Source organism: Paraburkholderia sp. BL6669N2, assembly GCF_003387275.1.
Taxonomy (GTDB): domain Bacteria; phylum Pseudomonadota; class Gammaproteobacteria; order Burkholderiales; family Burkholderiaceae; genus Paraburkholderia.
In genome coordinates this window covers 3,958,492-3,974,350 of sequence record NZ_QUNA01000001.1, presented here as the reverse complement: position 1 = coordinate 3,974,350, position 15,859 = coordinate 3,958,492, and the positions used below count along the sequence as shown (strand labels likewise).

At 63.3% G+C, this 15,859-nt stretch carries 17 protein-coding genes; 5 read left to right on the top strand and 12 right to left on the bottom strand.

From position 1 onward, the window contains the following. Nucleotides 1-21: 21 nt before the first annotated feature. The 3 genes from coxB to B0G80_RS18115 form a co-directional block, all read right to left on the bottom strand. Nucleotides 22-1,674, bottom strand: coding sequence for a cytochrome c oxidase subunit II (gene coxB / locus B0G80_RS18125; RefSeq protein ID WP_116118884.1), 1,653 nt, complete (start codon nucleotides 1,672-1,674; stop codon nucleotides 22-24). 65 nt (nucleotides 1,675-1,739) lie between these two features. After that, on the bottom strand, nucleotides 1,740-2,213 hold the full coding sequence (locus B0G80_RS18120; protein ID WP_116118883.1) for a DUF2244 domain-containing protein: 474 nt from the start codon (nucleotides 2,211-2,213) through the stop codon (nucleotides 1,740-1,742). Between the two features lie 312 nt (nucleotides 2,214-2,525). Continuing rightward, complete coding sequence (locus B0G80_RS18115) at nucleotides 2,526-3,491, bottom strand: methyltransferase domain-containing protein (RefSeq protein ID WP_116118882.1); 966 nt, start codon at nucleotides 3,489-3,491, stop codon at nucleotides 2,526-2,528. An 84-nt stretch (nucleotides 3,492-3,575) separates the two neighbouring features. Here B0G80_RS18115 and B0G80_RS18110 point away from each other — a divergent pair, with 84 nt between their 5' ends. Next, on the top strand, nucleotides 3,576-4,361 hold the full coding sequence (locus B0G80_RS18110; protein ID WP_258878903.1) for a ComF family protein: 786 nt from the start codon (nucleotides 3,576-3,578) through the stop codon (nucleotides 4,359-4,361). 18 nt (nucleotides 4,362-4,379) lie between these two features. Next, the gene (gene trmL / locus B0G80_RS18105) at nucleotides 4,380-4,850 is read left to right on the top strand and encodes a tRNA (uridine(34)/cytosine(34)/5-carboxymethylaminomethyluridine(34)-2'-O)-methyltransferase TrmL (RefSeq protein ID WP_106282199.1); all 471 of its coding nucleotides are present in this window, start codon (nucleotides 4,380-4,382) and stop codon (nucleotides 4,848-4,850) included. On the opposite strand, the gene B0G80_RS18100 is transcribed toward trmL, so the two are convergent. The 5 genes from B0G80_RS18100 to B0G80_RS18080 form a co-directional block, all read right to left on the bottom strand. Next, nucleotides 4,823-5,371 (bottom strand): O-acetyl-ADP-ribose deacetylase, encoded by a 549-nt coding sequence (locus B0G80_RS18100; protein WP_116118880.1) that lies wholly within the window; start codon nucleotides 5,369-5,371, stop codon nucleotides 4,823-4,825. The two genes, trmL and B0G80_RS18100, sit on opposite strands and share 28 nt — an antisense overlap. A 98-nt stretch (nucleotides 5,372-5,469) precedes the next feature. Further along, entirely contained in the window at nucleotides 5,470-6,468 is a 999-nt protein-coding gene (locus B0G80_RS18095; protein WP_116118879.1) for an NAD(P)H-dependent glycerol-3-phosphate dehydrogenase, read from the bottom strand. Between the two features lie 22 nt (nucleotides 6,469-6,490). Beyond that, a complete protein-coding gene (gene secB / locus B0G80_RS18090) occupies nucleotides 6,491-6,961 on the bottom strand; it encodes a protein-export chaperone SecB (protein WP_106282308.1) in 471 nt (156 codons plus the stop codon). A 150-nt stretch (nucleotides 6,962-7,111) separates the two neighbouring features. Continuing rightward, nucleotides 7,112-7,375 carry a glutaredoxin 3 gene (gene grxC / locus B0G80_RS18085; protein WP_007179466.1) on the bottom strand — a complete coding sequence of 88 codons (264 nt, stop codon included), beginning with the start codon at nucleotides 7,373-7,375 and terminating at the stop codon, nucleotides 7,112-7,114. Further along, nucleotides 7,372-7,797 (bottom strand): rhodanese-like domain-containing protein, encoded by a 426-nt coding sequence (locus B0G80_RS18080; RefSeq protein WP_012431601.1) that lies wholly within the window; start codon nucleotides 7,795-7,797, stop codon nucleotides 7,372-7,374. Before B0G80_RS18080 ends, grxC begins: the two co-directional genes overlap by 4 nt. 138 nt (nucleotides 7,798-7,935) lie before the next feature. On the opposite strand from B0G80_RS18080, the gene gpmA reads away from it, so the two are divergent. The 3 genes from gpmA to B0G80_RS18065 all read left to right on the top strand — a co-directional run bounded on the left by gpmA (nucleotide 7,936) and on the right by B0G80_RS18065 (nucleotide 11,485). Next, entirely contained in the window at nucleotides 7,936-8,682 is a 747-nt protein-coding gene (gpmA, locus tag B0G80_RS18075; RefSeq protein WP_106282205.1) for a 2,3-diphosphoglycerate-dependent phosphoglycerate mutase, read from the top strand. A gap of 303 nt (nucleotides 8,683-8,985) precedes the next feature. Beyond that, on the top strand, nucleotides 8,986-10,560 hold the full coding sequence (locus tag B0G80_RS18070; protein ID WP_106282207.1) for a S41 family peptidase: 1,575 nt from the start codon (nucleotides 8,986-8,988) through the stop codon (nucleotides 10,558-10,560). A 166-nt stretch (nucleotides 10,561-10,726) separates the two neighbouring features. Continuing rightward, nucleotides 10,727-11,485, top strand: coding sequence for a molybdopterin-synthase adenylyltransferase MoeB (locus B0G80_RS18065; RefSeq protein ID WP_116118878.1), 759 nt, complete (start codon nucleotides 10,727-10,729; stop codon nucleotides 11,483-11,485). An 89-nt stretch (nucleotides 11,486-11,574) separates the two neighbouring features. Here the strand turns inward: B0G80_RS18065 and ptsP are convergent, their stop codons facing one another. From ptsP to gshB, 4 genes are all read right to left on the bottom strand, one after another. Further along, on the bottom strand, nucleotides 11,575-13,323 hold the full coding sequence (gene ptsP, locus B0G80_RS18060; RefSeq protein ID WP_106282210.1) for a phosphoenolpyruvate--protein phosphotransferase: 1,749 nt from the start codon (nucleotides 13,321-13,323) through the stop codon (nucleotides 11,575-11,577). Between the two features lie 311 nt (nucleotides 13,324-13,634). After that, nucleotides 13,635-13,904, bottom strand: a complete 270-nt coding sequence (locus B0G80_RS18055) for an HPr family phosphocarrier protein (protein ID WP_012431596.1) — start codon at nucleotides 13,902-13,904, stop codon at nucleotides 13,635-13,637. Between the two features lie 96 nt (nucleotides 13,905-14,000). Continuing rightward, a complete protein-coding gene (locus tag B0G80_RS18050) occupies nucleotides 14,001-14,528 on the bottom strand; it encodes a PTS sugar transporter subunit IIA (protein WP_116118877.1) in 528 nt (175 codons plus the stop codon). A gap of 337 nt (nucleotides 14,529-14,865) precedes the next feature. Then, complete coding sequence (gshB, locus tag B0G80_RS18045) at nucleotides 14,866-15,822, bottom strand: glutathione synthase (protein WP_116118876.1); 957 nt, start codon at nucleotides 15,820-15,822, stop codon at nucleotides 14,866-14,868. Between the last annotated feature and the right edge of the window lie 37 nt (nucleotides 15,823-15,859).

The following is a 15,859-nucleotide window of genomic DNA, read 5'->3' as shown; positions in this document are numbered from 1 at the left end:
GCGGTGCTGACCATGAACACGTCAGGCAGCCGGGCTGATCTGAACACGCCGGGCTTCTTTCGCGTCACTGCCGCCCGTGATCGTTTCCGGCTTCTTCAAAATAATATGGTCTTCGGCAATGCCGGCTGCTTTCAATGCGTCGCGCACGGCTTCGGCGCGGCTCTTCGCGAGTTTCGCGTTGAGGTCGGCGGAACCGGTGGCGTCGGTGAAGCCCGACAGCGTGAATTTCGCGTCCGGATGCGCTTTTGCGTAGGCTGCGGCTGCGTCGACTGCCGCTTTCGCGTCGGCCGGCAGCGTGCTCTTGCCGGTGTCGAAGTAGATGCTGGCCGGGAGTGCCGCTTGCGATGCCGCGCTGTCCGAACCGGCCGCTGCCGGTGCCGACGCTGTTGCCGCTTCCGCGCCCGAGGCGCCGGATGCTGCCGCCGCGCCCGAAGCTGCCGCTGCGCCGCTCGCTGCCGCGCCTGCGTCGGCCAGATGGTTGCCGCCTTCCGGCAGCTTGCCGTTGCGGGCGTCGGCCACTTGCTTCGGCTGGAGAATGTCGCCGGTGTGGTTGCCCCACGAGTTACGTTCGTACGTGACCACCGAGGCGATCTCGACGTCGTTCAGCGTAGGCGCCCACGAGGGCATCGCATTCTTGCCCTTCAGCACCAGGCTGACGTGCTCGGCGATCGCGCCGTTGGCGATCTTGCTGCCGTCGAGCGCCGGGAACGCGCCTGCACCCTTGCCGGTCGGCTGGTGGCAGACTGCGCAGTTCGCTGTGTAGACCTTGCCGCCGCGCTCCATCAACTCGGCCATGGTGTAGGTCTTGTTCGGATCGTCCTGGCCGGCGGCCATTTTCTTCTTCTGCGTGTCGACCCACTTCGCGTAGTCGTCGGCGGAGAGCACTTCGACCACCACCGGCATGAACGCGTGTTCCTTGCCGCACAACTCGGTACAGAAGCCGCGGAACGTGCCGACCTTGTCAGCCTTGAACCACGTGTCGCGCACGAAACCCGGAATCGCGTCCTGCTTCACGCCGAAAGCCGGCACGTACCAGGAGTGGACCACGTCGTTCGCGGTGGTGATGATGCGGATTTTCTTGTCGACCGGGACGATCAGCGGATTGTCGACTTCCTGCAGATACGTGGTGGAAATCGGCTCGCGGCCATCGGTTTGCGCACGGGGCGTGGCCAGCGTGGACAGAAAGTTGATGCCTTCGCCCGGGCCCTTCACGTAGTCGTAGCCCCATTTCCACTGGTAGCCGGTGACCTTGATGGTGACGTCGGCGTTGGTGGTGTCTTTCATCGCGACCACCGTCTTGGTGGCGGGCAGCGCCATCAGCACGACGATGATGAACGGCACGATCGTCCAGATGATTTCGACGGTAGTGCTTTCGTGGAAGTTGGAAGCTTTGTGGCCTTTCGATTTGCGGTGAGCAAAGATCGAATAGAACATCACGCCGAACACGCCGACGAAGATGACCAGGCAAAGAACCAGCATGAACATGTGGAGGCTGAAGAGCTCCTCAGCGATCTTGGTCGCAGGCGGCTGGAGATTGATCTCGTTGACGGCGGGGCCGCCCGGAACATCGCCCACTGCCAGGGCCGCACCGGCGAAAAGCAGACCGCTCATCGCCAGCACGCCCATGAGGGCTCGCTTGATTGTTTTCATAGCTTCCTTACCCAAATTTTCCATTCAAACCCTCGACCCCGCTGGCAGGTTGCCTCGCGCTCCCCGTGAACGCCGCGCGACTCATCGCATTAACAACGCGTGAGCCACATACGCAGTTCGCCTGCGAACTGCGCGCGCCGATACTGCGCGAGATGTTGCCCGATCATGATCGTCTGCCCGCGCGAGACCAGTTTGATCTGGTCACGCGGTGTTGCGCCCGCCTCGATCCGCACCCAGCGCGGATTGAACTCGAACTGCGTGAGTTGCTCGGCGCTGACCTGCTCGATGACGAGCCGGTTCTGAAACAACCGGATGCGCTCGTAATCCACAGCATGACGCGCATATATGGCAAACGCGATGCCCACCGCCAGCAATTCGATACCGGTGAACGGCAACACCAGCCAGGCGCCGACCAGAACCAGCATGAAAGCAATTGCCGACGAGAACAACGCTAGCGACACGTAGAAATACACGAACTGCCGCGGCGATATCGAACAGTTGCGTTTCATCGTCCAGTCTTTCAGAACCGGTTCTGAATCCGCCAGCAGATCTGATGCTTCCATCGCTGCCTCCCACCGATTGTCTCCAATCGCCGCCAGCGCCAATCTTCGCAGCCATTATTCCGGCCGTTCGATCACCGCCGCGCTATCTTATCTTGCTGCCCTGTGCCTCGGGCCTGCCGCCCCAAATGTGGGAACTCCGGGCGACAAACTGACGCATTATAGGCGCGATCCATAGCATCCACAAGCAAGCCTCCATTGGCCCACAAGCCATGCGCGACAAGCCTCCGCGCCGTTTTGACGCACCTTTTGCGCGTCTTTTGAAGCGGTAATTTCAGACATAACAGATGTCGTCTTTACCGCCCCGGCAATTCTTCAACGATTCCTCGACGAGCCTCGCCCAATGTCCTCGATTCGCACGATGCCGTGACCCTCGGCCGTGGTACGCGGCACGGCTTTCCATGCGTGTCCGTAGATCACTTCGAAGGTCAGCGCGATCGTGCCGTCGGCGCGCCGGCGGGCTTCGAGGGCCGCGAGCAAAGCCTTGTGCAGACAGCGCGCCGCGGCGCTCGACGACGCTTCGCGCTCGAACGGATAGGCGCCCCAGCGGCGCACGTCGGCGAGCAGCGACTGCGGCGACTTATAGGTAATGGTGAGGACTTCCTGGTCCATCACGGGGATCTCGAAGCCGCTTTCGACCAACATGTCGCCGAGATCGTGCATGTCGACGAAGTCGATCACATGCTTGCGCGAGGGGACGCCATGCGCCGCCTCGACTTCGGCATACGCGCCGCGCAATTCCTTGAGCGAGTCGGGACCGAGCGTGCTGAACATCAGCAGGCCGTTGACTTTGAGCACGCGCTGCCACTCGGGAAACACGAGATCGGGCCGCGAGTGCCAGTGGAGCGCCAGATTGGACCAGATGAATTCGAACGCGCCGGCCGCGAACGGCAGCGCCGAAAAGTCGGCTTGCGCGAAGCGCGGACCGCGGGCGCCAAGCGCCTTGCCGAGCGTTGCCGGCAAAAAGCGCCGCCAACTCGTGTCGCCGGAATCGTGCTGGAGCGCGCGCATGAGCATGCCGTGCGAGAGGTCGGAGCCGAATACCGGCGCTTCGGGAAAGCGCTCGCGCAGAGCGGGAATGTCTTCGCCCGCGCCGCAGCCGGCGTCAAGCACGCTCGCCGGCATGACCTTGATGAAGTCGAGGCGCTCGCGCATACGTTGCGCGATCTCGCGCGGCAGGAACGCGACCTCATTGAAAGTCGCTGCGCGACGGTCGAAGATCCGCCGGAGGCGCCGGGAATCGTAGGCCGGACGGCCAGTTTGAGCGGAAGTTGGGGACATGGGTGTCGTGCTGGCGTGGAGCACGAAGTATACTCGCTCGCTTCTTTCCATTCAGCGTGAAGGGCCTTCGCGGGCGGTTCCACCGTGTCATTCCGACCCATTTCATCATTTTCCGGCGGCAGATTCGCGCATTTCGCGAACGGCTTTCGTTCAGCCTGGCCACGCGTGATGCACGCGGCGTTGCCGAACCTCTGCGCGTTATGCGGCAATTTGTCGCATACGACGCTGTGCCCCGGTTGCGACGACGCCTACTGGAACGAAAGCCGCTTGCGCTGCACCGTCTGCGCAGTGCCGTTATCCCGTTCGCGATGGGCGGCTTACGCGCAATATCGCTGCGCGGATTGCATCGGCGAGCCGCCACCGTTCGACGCGACCTTCGCCCTCGCCGACTATCGGGCGCCGCTGGATACGCTCGCGGTCGGCCTGAAGTTTCGCGCGCGGCTGATGCTGGCGGGCGAGTTCGCACAACGGCTCGCGCGTCTTGCGCAGGATTCCTGGCAGGACCGCGCCGAATGGCCGGACGTGATCGCGCCCGTGCCGCTGGCCAGAAAACGGCTCACCGAGCGCGGTTATAACCAGGCTTGGCAGATCGCCAGGCCGCTGGCCCGCGCGCTGAAGTTACGCAGCGACGCCACCTTGCTGGATCGCGTGATTCACACCGCACCGCAGTCGAGGCTCGATCTCGACGCCCGCCGCCTGAATGTAGGCTGCGCCTTCAAGGTCGCTGGATCTGTCCAAGGCCTGCACGTCGGCATCGTCGACGATGTGATGACGACCGGCGCCACACTCGAAGCGCTGGCGCGCACGCTGAAGGCAGCCGGCGCTCGGCGGGTCACCAACTTCGTCGCGCTGCGCACACCGAAAAACTAGCCTCCACCTGAGCTCACCATGTTCAATGTCGTTCTCGTAGAACCGGAAATTCCGCCGAACACCGGCAACGTGATCCGCCTGTGCGCCAACACCGGCGCTCGGCTGCATCTGATCGAGCCGCTCGGCTTTCCGCTCGACGACGCCAAGTTGCGCCGCGCCGGCCTCGACTATCACGAGTACGCGCAAATGAACGTGCATGCGGATTGGGCGGCGTTCATCGCCAGGGAAGCGCCGGACCCGGCGCGCATGTTCGCCTTCACCACGCGCGGCTCGGGCCGCTTCCACGAGCACGCCTTCCAGTCCGGCGACTGGTTCGTGTTCGGCGCCGAAACGCGCGGCCTGCCCGACTCGGTGCTCGACCAGTTCGCCAATGAGCAACGCGTGCGCCTGCCCATGCGGCCAGGCAACCGCAGCCTGAATCTGTCGAATACCGTTGCGATTGTTGTGTTCGAAGCGTGGCGTCAGACCGGCTTCGAAGGCGGCGCCTGACGGCGTTTCAGTTCGGCTTCGTAGCGCGCGAACATGGCGTCGTCGAAACAGGCGAACACCACCTGTTCGATTTGCTGCGTGCGCGGCAACGTGTCGAGCACCGTGCCGACCGCGATCCGCACCGCCTGATCAGCGGGGAAATGGTAGATGCCGCAACTGATCGCGGGAAACGCAATGCTCTTGCACTGCGCCTCGCGCGCCACCTCGAGCGAGCGCTGATAACAGGACGCCAGCAGGTCGGCCTCGACATGCGTCCCGCCACGCCAGACCGGGCCGACTGCGTGAATCACATGTCTGGCCGGCAGACGGTAGCCGCCGGTCAGTTTCGCGTCGCCGGTCGCGCAGCCGCCGAGCGCCTCGCACTCGCGCAGCAGCTCTTTGCCGGCCGCGCGATGAATCGCGCCATCCACGCCGCCTCCGCCCAATAACGACGTATTCGCGGCGTTGACGATCGCATCCACGGCGAACGTGGTGATGTCGACCACGCGTGCCTCCAGCGTGCAACGATTGAATCTGAGCATGGGAACCTCGCTGATCCGAAGCGTCGATAAAACGTGGACAGCGAGAGCCGGCAGCCGTTCAGCGCTTTGGCGCGCTAAACGGCTGAAAAAGACAACGCTTATTCGGCTTTGGAGTCGCGCCGCAGCAGGGCGCTGACGGCGTCGCGCGGCGCCACGCCGTCGAACAGCACGGCGCAGACCGCCTGCGTGATCGGCATCTCGATGGCATGCGCGCGAGCAATCGCGAGCACGGCTTGCGCGCAACGCACGCCTTCGGCCACGTGACCGAGGGCGCCGAGAATATCCTCGAGCGTGCGGCCCGCGGCGAGTTGCACGCCAACGGTGCGATTGCGTGACAGATCGCCGGTTGCGGTCAGGATCAGATCGCCCAGGCCGGTCAAACCGGTGAACGTTTCCGCGCGTCCGCCCAGCGTCACGCCAAGGCGCGACATTTCGGCGAGACCGCGCGTGATCAGCGCCGCGCGCGCATTCAGACCGAGGCCGAGGCCGTCGGCGATGCCCGTTGCAATGGCCAGCACGTTTTTCACCGCGCCGCCCACTTCCACACCGACGACGTCGTCGCCGGTATAGATGCGCATGGCGCCGTGATGAAACGCGGCGACCGTGCGCTCGCGGCACGCCGCCGACGCGCTCGCGATGGTCAGCGCCACCGGCAAGCCCTGCCCGACTTCGCGTGCGAAGCTCGGCCCGGAGAGCACGCCGTTGCTCCGGTGTTCCGGCAGTTCGGCCGCGACCACCTGATGCGGCATCAACTGCGAATCGGCTTCAAAGCCCTTGCACAACCACACGAGATGGGCCGGCACTTTGCCCGCGTCGCGCATCGCCTGAAATAGACCGCGCAGTCCGGCCACGGGCGTCGCCACGACGCATAACGCGTCGTCGGCGAGCGCGTGGTCGAGCGCTGCGTTCAGATCGGCTTCATAGCGAAGCGAAGGCGGCAAAGCAACGCCCGCCAGGTAGCGGGCGTTTTCGTGCGAAGCGGAGAGCTCGGCAATGAGCGCGGACTCGCGCCCCCACAACACCGTGTCGTGCCTGACGGCCAGATGGCCGGCGAGGGCGGTGCCCCATGCGCCGGCGCCGAGGACAGCAACCTTCATAGCCGGCACTGCCTGCGACACGTTAGTGCGTGACGCCGTTCTGCGCCGCGCCGTCCTGGCCACCCATCTGCGCAAGGCGTTGCTCGTACAGCGCCTGGAAATTGATCTCGGCGAGGTGGATCGGCGGGAAACCGGCGCGGGTGATCGCGTCGGCGATGTTCGAGCGCAGGTACGGGAACAGGATGGTCGGGCAGGCAATGCCGACCAGCGGATCGATCTGCTCGGCCGGAATGTTGCGGATGTCGAAAATGCCGGCTTGCTTGGCTTCGATCAGGAACGCCACCTTGTCCGCAACCTTGGCCGTGACCGTGCCCGTGACGAGGATTTCGAACACGGTGTCGGCGAGGCGCTCAGCCTTCACGTCGACTTCGACTTCGACCGAGGGCATTTCCTGTTCGAGGAAGATGCCCGGCGAATTCGGCTGCTCGAGCGACATGTCCTTCAGATAGATGCGCTGGATGTTGAAGAACGGCTGGTTATTCTCGTCGGACATGATGAAGTGATTCCCTGATAGATATGCATAGTGGCGGCCCATGCGAGCATGGGCCGCCAGATCATTGCGGCGCGCCGCCCGCCCTGATGAGGCGAGGCCGCGCCGGCTTGGTGTTCACCCGCCTTCTCACGCGCCCGCGGGCGCGCGAAGTCAGGCGGTTGCTTCGAGCAGCGGCATCAGACCGCCCGCGCGATCGAGCGCGGAAAGGTCATCGTACCCGCCCACATGCGTCTCGCCGATGAACACTTGCGGCACCGTGCGGCGACCGGTCCGGGTCATCATTTCCTCACGACGGGCCGGGTCTTTGTCGATCAGTACCTTTTCAACGTGCTCGACGCCGCGCGACTTTAAAAGACGTTCGGCCATCTGGCAATACGGGCACACCTGGGTGCTGTACATGATCACTTTGTTCACTTGGCTGCTCCTTGTTTCACAACCGGCATACCGGCTTTCTGCCAGGCGTCGACACCGCCTTCGAGAACATGGACTTCCGCGTAACCTGCATCCTGCACGATACGCGCTGCCTTGTTCGACTGCTGGCCGGTCTGGCATACCAGCAGCACCGGGTTGCTCTTGTTCTTCACGAGTTGCGCGACCTTCGCCTGCAACTCTGCAAATTCAAGGTGCCGCGCCGCGGGCAAATGCCCTTTGGCGTAGTCGGCGGACGGACGCAGATCGATGACCGCCGCATTGCGCCGGTTGATCAGTTGCGTGGCTTCAGCGGCCGACAGGCCGCCGCGCCCGCGCCGGCTGATCGTCGGCCACAGCAGCAACCCACCGGAGATGAGGACGATCGCGATCAGTACAAGGTTTGTGTAATCAGTGAAAAACTTCACGGAAAATCCGCCGAAAAAGAGAGAAATCGAAAAGGGCAATCCAGCCATTATAAAATAACCGTCTGACGCGATGGCGGCGCTCCTTCAGAGGACCGCGCGCAGCGCTTTCCCGCTTCCTCACTACCGACCGGCAATCTCATGTACAAACTCGTTCTCATCCGCCACGGCGAATCGACGTGGAACAAGGAAAACCGCTTCACGGGCTGGGTCGACGTCGACCTCACCGAACAGGGCAACAATGAGGCGCAACAGGCGGGCGTGCTGCTGAAGGACTCGGGCTACACGTTCGACATCGCCTATACGTCGGTGCTCAAGCGCGCGATCCGCACCTTGTGGCACGTGCAGGACAAAATGGATCTGATGTACCTGCCGGTGGTGCATTCGTGGCGTCTGAATGAACGCCACTACGGCGCGCTGTCAGGTCTGAACAAGGCGGAAACGGCCGCGAAGTTCGGCGACGAACAGGTGCTGGTCTGGCGCCGCAGCTACGACACGCCGCCGCCAGCGCTGGAGCCGACGGACGAACGCGCGCCCTATAACGACCCGCGCTACGCCAAAGTGCCGCGCGAGCAACTGCCGCTCACCGAATGCCTGAAAGACACCGTCGCGCGCGTTCTGCCCCTGTGGAACGAGTCGATTGCGCCGGCCATCAAGTCGGGCCGCAAGGTCGTGATCGCCGCCCATGGCAATTCGATCCGAGCGCTGGTGAAGTACCTCGACAACATTTCGGACGACGACATCGTCGGCCTGAATATTCCGAACGGCGTGCCGCTCGTCTATGAACTCGACGAAGACCTGAAGCCCATCAAGCACTACTATCTGGGCGATCAGGAAGCGATCGCCAAGGCGCAGGCCGCTGTTGCCAAGCAAGGCAAGGCCGGCTGATCTGCCATCTTGCCGCCATGTTGCCGTCAGAAACGCGGTGAATGGCGGCTCACGGGTCGCGCCGACGGGCAAGACGAGCCGGTCAGCGCGGCTCGCTTGATTCGAGCGCGCCGTCCTGGCCGCCATCCATCCGTTACGGCACATTACTTCATCGTTGTGCGCGCAATCCAACGAACCAGGCCCGGCGCGTGCTGTCGAATCACGATTGCCTGCGCCGCGCCCTGACTTGGCGGGTGTGCAGTTATACTTGTCCGTCCCCATCTCTATCGACGCTGCCACGCGCTTCCGACCGCAACAGACTCTATGCGAAAGAACCTGAAAAATATCGGCCTGATTGCCGCGGGCCTTGCTACCGGCGTATTTGCCACCCTGCAGCTCTCGGCTTCGGCCCAGCAACCCGCCGGCGCAGCGTCGAACGCCGTTGCACCGCTGCCGCTGGACCAGCTCAGGCTCTTTGCCGAAGTATTCGGGCAAATCAAGCACGAATACGTCGAACCGGTCGACGATAAAAAGCTTCTCACCGCCGCCATCAAGGGCATGGTGTCGAGCCTCGACCCGCACTCGTCCTACCTCGACAAGACCGATTACGAAGAGTTGCAGGAGCAGACCAAAGGTCGCTTCGCCGGCCTCGGCATCGAAATTTCGTCGGAAGACGGCCTGATCAAGGTGATTTCGCCGATCGAAGACACGCCCGCGTTCCGCGCCGGCATTCGTCCGGGCGACCTGATCACGCGTATCAACGACAAACCCGTGCGCGGCATGACGCTCGACCAGGCGGTCAAGCAGATGCGCGGCGACCCGGGCACCAAGGTTACGCTCACCATCTTCCGCAAGACCGACGACCGCACGTTCCCGCTCACGGTCACGCGCGCGATCATCAAGGTCCAGTCGGTCAAGATGAAGATCCTTGCGCCCGGCTACGCCTATGTGCGGATCACGAGCTTCCAGGAACGTACCGTGCCTGACCTGGCTGCGAAGCTGCAAGACATCGCGCGTCAGCAGCCGAATCTGAAGGGTCTCGTGCTCGACCTGCGCAATAACGGCGGCGGTCTGCTGCAAAGCGCGGTCGGCGTGGCCGGCGCGTTCCTGCCGCCGAATTCGGTTGTGGTGTCCACCAACGGCCAGATTCCGGATTCGAAGCAGGTCTATCGCGACACCTACGACAACTACCGCCTGCAATCCTTCGACAGCGATCCGCTGAAGGACGAAGCGCCGATCTTCAAGACCGTGCCGATGATCGTGCTGACCAACGCGTACTCCGCGTCGGCGTCGGAAATCGTCGCGGGCGCGCTGCAGGATCAGCATCGTGCGCTGATCGTCGGCAAGACCACCTTCGGCAAGGGGTCGGTGCAGACCGTGCGTCCCATGACGGCTGACACCGCACTGCGTCTGACCACGGCGTACTACTACACGCCGAGCGGCCGGTCGATCCAGAACAAGGGCATCCGTCCTGACGTCGCGGTCGATCAATACGCGGAAGGCGATCCGGACGACGCACTCGTCACCCGAGAAGTCGACTACACGAATCACCTTGCGAACACGCAAGATCCGAACGAGAAGAAGGAAGCGGAACAGCGCGAACAGGAGCGCATGGACCAGTTGCGCCAGCTTGAAGAGCAGAACGACAAGAAGACGCCGGAACAGCGTCAGAAGGATCGTGAGCGCAAGCCGGTGGAATTCGGTTCGGCCGACGACTTCATGCTGCAACAGGCGCTGAACAAGCTGGAAGGCAAGCCGGTGCAGGAATCGAAGTCGCTGACCGAGCGCCGTCTCGCGCAGAACAAGCCGGCCGCGTCGGCGTCCGCGCCGGTCGCGGTGAAGCCGACGCAACCGGTGCCGGGTGCAGCGGCCCCCGCGCCTGCTTCGCAAAGCAACTAAGCAGCCAGTCTGACGTGTCTTCGCAGCGAAACGTGCTGCGAAGACACGCTGCCATACCCAGCATCAGTAAGAACACCCGCTCCCGGCGCGATTAAAATATCCACAACGCGCACGGCAGGCCCGTCGGTCCTGCATCTCATCGCGCGACACACTCACGCGCCCCGCCATGAACGACGATCAACTCCTTCGCTATTCCCGCCACATCCTCGTCGATGAAATCGGCATCGAAGCGCAACAGCGCTTTATCGATGCGCACGCGATCATCGTCGGCGCGGGCGGCCTGGGCTCGCCCGCGGCAATGTATCTGGCTGCGGCGGGCGTCGGTCGTTTGACTTTGGTCGATGCCGACACGGTCGACCTGACCAATCTGCAGCGGCAAATCCTGCATGTGACCGCATCGGTTGGACGCAAGAAGGTCGAATCCGGGCGTGACGCGATCGCGCGGATCAATCCCGAGGTCGCGGTGGACGCGGTGGCCGAGCGCGTCGACGACGCGTGGCTCGACGCGCACGTGCCGCATGCGAGCGTCGTGCTCGACTGCACCGATAACTTCGCCACGCGCCATGCGATCAACCGCGCCTGCGTGAAGCACGGCGTGCCGCTGGTGTCGGGCGCGGCGTTGCGCTTCGACGGCCAGATCAGCACCTTCGATTTCCGCGACGAAGCGTCGCCCTGCTACGCCTGCGTGTTTCCCGAAGACCAGCCGTTCGAGGAAGTCGCGTGTTCGACCATGGGCGTATTCGCGCCGACGGTGGGCATTGTCGGTTCGATGCAGGCGGCCGAAGCACTCAAGGTGATCGGCGCAATCGGCACGCCCTTGCTCGGCCGCCTGATGATGCTCGATTCACTGCGGATGGAGTGGACCACGATGCGCATCGCGCGCCAGCCGGATTGTCCGGTGTGCGGACAGACGCACCTCGCCTGACGCTAGCTAGCCTCCTCAACCGCACGCTGAAACAGAAACGCCGCCCAATGGGCGGCGTCTTCACCGGATGACGAAGCGACCGCGGCGACTCAAGCCAGCATCACGCGCTTTAGCGCAGCCTGCACTTCTTCGGGTTCGAACGAAGCCAGCACATCGGCCACCGGCTTTTCCAGCGTCTTCAGATGCGAGCGCAGCACTTCCTGCTTGACCACCAGCAGCTGGCTCGGATGCATCGAAAACTCGGTGAGGCCCATGCCGAGCAACAGGCGCGTCAACGTCGGATCCCCCGCCATCTCACCGCACACCGAGACCGGCACGCCCGCCCGCTTTGCTTCGCGCAGCGTGAACGCGATCAGATGCAGCACCGCCGGATGCAGCGGGTCATACAGATGCGCGACCGAGTTGTCCGCGCGATCGATTGCGAGCGTGTACTGGATCAGATCGTTGGTGCCGATCGACAGAAAATCGAGCCGCTTGAGGAACAGCGGCAAAGCGATGGCGGCGGCCGGAATCTCGATCATCGCGCCGACCTGCACGTTGGGATCGTAGGCCATACCCGCGTCGTCGAGCTGACGCTTGGCTTCGCGAATCAGATCGAGCGTCTGGTCGATTTCCTGGGCGTGCGCGAGCATCGGAATCAGAATCTTCACCGAGCCGAACGCCGACGCGCGCAAAATGGCGCGCAACTGCGTGAGGAACATCTGCGGCTCGGAAAGACTCCAGCGAATCGCTCTCAGCCCCAAGGCAGGGTTCGCGGCGGTTTCGTAAGCATCGCCCCCGCTCATCGAATCGAGCGGCTTGTCGGCGCCCACGTCGATCGTGCGGATCGTGACCGGCAGCCCGTTCATCAACTCGACCGCGCGACGATACGCGCCGAACTGCTCCTCCTCTTCCGGCAGGCGGTCCTTGTGATTCATGAACAGGAACTCGGTGCGGAACAGGCCGACGCCCGTCGCGCCCGCATCGACCGCGGCGCGCGCGTCGTCCGGTAACTCGATGTTCGCGCACAGTTCGATGCGGGTGCCGCACAGCGTTTGTGTGGGCGAAAACTTCAGCCGCTGCAGCTTGCGCTGCTCGAGCGCCTTCTCGCTCTGCCGATACGAGTACTCTTCCAGCACGATCGGCGCGGGATCGACAATCACAATGCCATGATCGCCGTCGACGATAATCAGGTCGTCCTGGCGAATCAGCGCGCTCGCGTGCTGCACGCCGACCGCCGCCGGAATACCCAAGCTGCGCGCGACGATCGCCGTGTGCGACGTGCGGCCGCCCAGGTCCGTGACGAAACCCTGAAATGTCTGGGTCTTGAACTGCATCATGTCGGCCGGTGCGATGTCGTGCGCGACCACGATCATTTCGTCGCATGCACCGTGCACGCCGTCGCCCAGCGCCACCGATGCGCCGGCGAGCGCCTTCAGCACGCGCTCCACCACCTGCTCGATATCGGCTTTGCGCTCGCGCAGGTACTCGTCTTCGATATCGTCGAAATGGCGCGAGAGGCGCTCGAGCTGCTCGGTCAGCGCCCACTCCACGTTGTAGCGGCGCGTGCGGATCAGGTCGAAAGTTTCCTGCACGAGCATCGCATCGTTCAGGATCATTGAATGCACGTTGATGAACGCGCCCATTTCGCTAGGTGCGTCCGCAGCGAGATCGGCACGCAGCGTTTCGAGCTCGTAATGCACGTGTTGCTGGGCCGTGCGAAAGCGCTCGATCTCGCTCTCGATCTGGGCGGGTTCGATCAGATAGTGGTCTACGTCAAGTGCAGCCGGGGCGATCAGATAAGCCCGCCCGATGGCGATACCGCGTGACACGGGAATTCCATGCAGCGTGAAGGACACGCGCACCTCCTCTAGTTGTGTGATGCCGCGGCAAACCGCTGCAATGCTCTCAGACACTGTCCGTCATTATAAATTCCACGCCCTTCGTAGATGCGACGGGGGTGTGTGCAGTGCAGCACGAAAAACCGTAAGCAGCCGTGGCAATGCGCCTTCATCGGCCTCGCGCTTCGCGCATCGCTCGACGAAAGTCTCGCAACCGCATGTCGACGCGCGCGCCCTCACGCGCGTTTCTTCTGCCCATTGTCATGCGCTAAAAAAAACGCCGCGGACAACCGCGGCGTTCTTGCTCATCGCAACGTGGACGCGCCAGTTCACTGCCCCTCGCCGAATTTATCGGCAATCAGTTTCAACAATGCGTCCATCGCTTCTTTTTCGTCGGAGCCTTCCGTTTCGATCAGCACCGTGCTGCCGATGCCCGCGGCCAACATCATCACACCCATGATGCTCTTGGCATTGATACGGCGGCCATTGCGGCTCATCCAGATTTCCGCCTGATAGTTGCCCGCGAGTTGGGTCAACTTGGCCGACGCGCGCGCGTGCAGCCCCAGCTTGTTCACAATAGTCGTTTCCTGTTGCAGCATGTGATGGTCCGAAGCGCGGGTAAGTGTTGTTGTGAAAGGTGAAACTGCAAAGCGAATGCAATGCGCCTGGCGCCCAAGGCGAGCCGGCGCAACGACTTATAAGCCGGCCGAATCGGCTTTCTGTGTCAGGTCGGCCTCAGGAGGCAACGCAGGGATACAGTCAGCCGATGCCGCCTCCGGCGGCAGAGCCGGCAAACAGTCGCCGGATTCCGCCGTGGGCGCAATGGGCGCCGGGGTGGCCGGTCCGATTGCATGCACGCCCTTGGTGGCGCCGGCGAGTGCCTTGTCGACCAGCGTGTCGAGCGGCGTGGCGCGATAACAGACCGCACGCACCAGCATCGGCAAATTGACGCCGCACAGCACGCGCACGTCCGGCAACGAAGCGAGCCGTCCGGCGATATTCGCCGGCGTGGCGCCGAACATATCCGTGAGGACGAGCGCGCCGTTTTCTTCCTTGAGACGCTCGATCTCCGAGTTCGCAAACGCAACCTGCTGTACCGGATCGCAATCCGGCGATACGTCGATCACGCCGATACGAGCCGGCAAGCCACCATAAATGTGCGAAATGCAATCGCGCAACGCGGTGGCGAACGGAGCGTGCGCAATGATCAGAATGCCTGCCATGTCAGCCTTACTGCAAAAGAACGGCCTCGAACCGTGAACCGGGACGAAGCCCGGTTCGTCAGCGCCCTCTGCCGGCCGTGGGCCATGAGGGCCGGAACGCATCGATTGACGAGCGGCTTGCCGCGCATGGCGTCGTGCCTGCGCCGGCGAAACACTGCTCGCTTACAGTCCGCTGCCCGTGACACCCGTCGGGTCCCGCCGATTCACCTTGGCGCGGAAGAGCGGGCATTGTATCAGGCTCATTTTCGCGCCAATTCCGGCGTGCTGCGTGAGGCGGACTTACTACACAGTTTGGGGAGCATGGCGGGCATTCAAGTGCCGGCAGCAGGCCGCGCCATCATCCCGCCGCGCGCTCCAATGCGTCGATGAACATGGCGGCCACGTCGAAGCCGGTTTGATCCATGATCTCGCGGAAACACGTCGGGCTCGTCACGTTCACTTCGGTCAGCCAGTCGCCGATCGCATCCAGCCCGACCAGCAGCAAACCGCGCGCTGCAAGTACCGGCGCCAGCGTATCGGCGATCTTGCGGTCGTGCTCGGTCAGCGGACGCGCCACGCCGAGGCCGCCGGCCGCGAGATTGCCGCGCACTTCATTACCCTGAGGAATACGCGCGAGCGAATACGGCACGGCCTCACCGCCGATCAGCAAAATTCGCTTGTCGCCCTCTTTGATCTCGGGGATGAATTTCTGCGCCATCACCGAACGCGCGCCGTCGTGGCTCAGCATTTCGATGATCGAACCGAGGTTCATGCCGTCGGCCTTCACGCGGAACACGCCCATGCCGCCCATGCCGTCGAGCGGCTTCAGGATCACGTCGCCATGCTCCTCATGGAACGTGCGCAAGCGGGTCGCGTCGCGCGTAACCAGCGTGGGCGCGACGAACTGCGCGAACTCGCCGATCGCGAGCTTTTCCGAATGATCGCGAATCGCCTGCGGTTTATTGAAGATGCGCGCGCCGCCGCGTTCGGCCATTTCGAGCAGCCACGTCGACGTGACGTATTCCATGTCGAACGGCGGGTCTTTGCGCATCACCACCGCGCTGAAGCTCTTGAGCGAGCGCGGCGCGGCTGCTTCAGCGTCGTACCAGACCTCGCGATGCAGATCGGTGACGTCGCCGACAATCGCAAAGCGCTGCACGTTCGCCTCGACGTCGCCGCCCGTCCACGCCAGATGCTTCGGCTCGCACGTGTACACCACGTGACCGCGGCGCGCGGCTTCGGCCATCATCGCGTAGGTCGAGTCTTTGTAGATCTTGAATTGCGTGAGCGGATCGGCGATGAAAAGAATGTCCATGAAGGTCCCGGTGCGCCCTAACGGGCTTGGCATTGAT

Coding starts and splice junctions, on each gene's coding strand:
- B0G80_RS18115 (WP_116118882.1), bottom strand. CDS start 3,491: ATGTCCCCAACTTCCGCTCAAACTGGCCGTCCGGCCTACGATTCCCGG.
- trmL (WP_106282199.1), top strand. CDS start 4,380: ATGTTCAATGTCGTTCTCGTAGAACCGGAAATTCCGCCGAACACCGGC.
- B0G80_RS18120 (WP_116118883.1), bottom strand. CDS start 2,213: ATGGAAGCATCAGATCTGCTGGCGGATTCAGAACCGGTTCTGAAAGAC.
- B0G80_RS18095 (WP_116118879.1), bottom strand. CDS start 6,468: ATGAAGGTTGCTGTCCTCGGCGCCGGCGCATGGGGCACCGCCCTCGCC.
- B0G80_RS18050 (WP_116118877.1), bottom strand. CDS start 14,528: ATGGCAGGCATTCTGATCATTGCGCACGCTCCGTTCGCCACCGCGTTG.
- B0G80_RS18070 (WP_106282207.1), top strand. CDS start 8,986: ATGCGAAAGAACCTGAAAAATATCGGCCTGATTGCCGCGGGCCTTGCT.
- secB (WP_106282308.1), bottom strand. CDS start 6,961: ATGTCCGACGAGAATAACCAGCCGTTCTTCAACATCCAGCGCATCTAT.
- gshB (WP_116118876.1), bottom strand. CDS start 15,822: ATGGACATTCTTTTCATCGCCGATCCGCTCACGCAATTCAAGATCTAC.
- B0G80_RS18100 (WP_116118880.1), bottom strand. CDS start 5,371: ATGCTCAGATTCAATCGTTGCACGCTGGAGGCACGCGTGGTCGACATC.
- B0G80_RS18055 (WP_012431596.1), bottom strand. CDS start 13,904: ATGCTGCAACAGGAAACGACTATTGTGAACAAGCTGGGGCTGCACGCG.
- coxB (WP_116118884.1), bottom strand. CDS start 1,674: ATGGAAAATTTGGGTAAGGAAGCTATGAAAACAATCAAGCGAGCCCTC.
- B0G80_RS18065 (WP_116118878.1), top strand. CDS start 10,727: ATGAACGACGATCAACTCCTTCGCTATTCCCGCCACATCCTCGTCGAT.
- gpmA (WP_106282205.1), top strand. CDS start 7,936: ATGTACAAACTCGTTCTCATCCGCCACGGCGAATCGACGTGGAACAAG.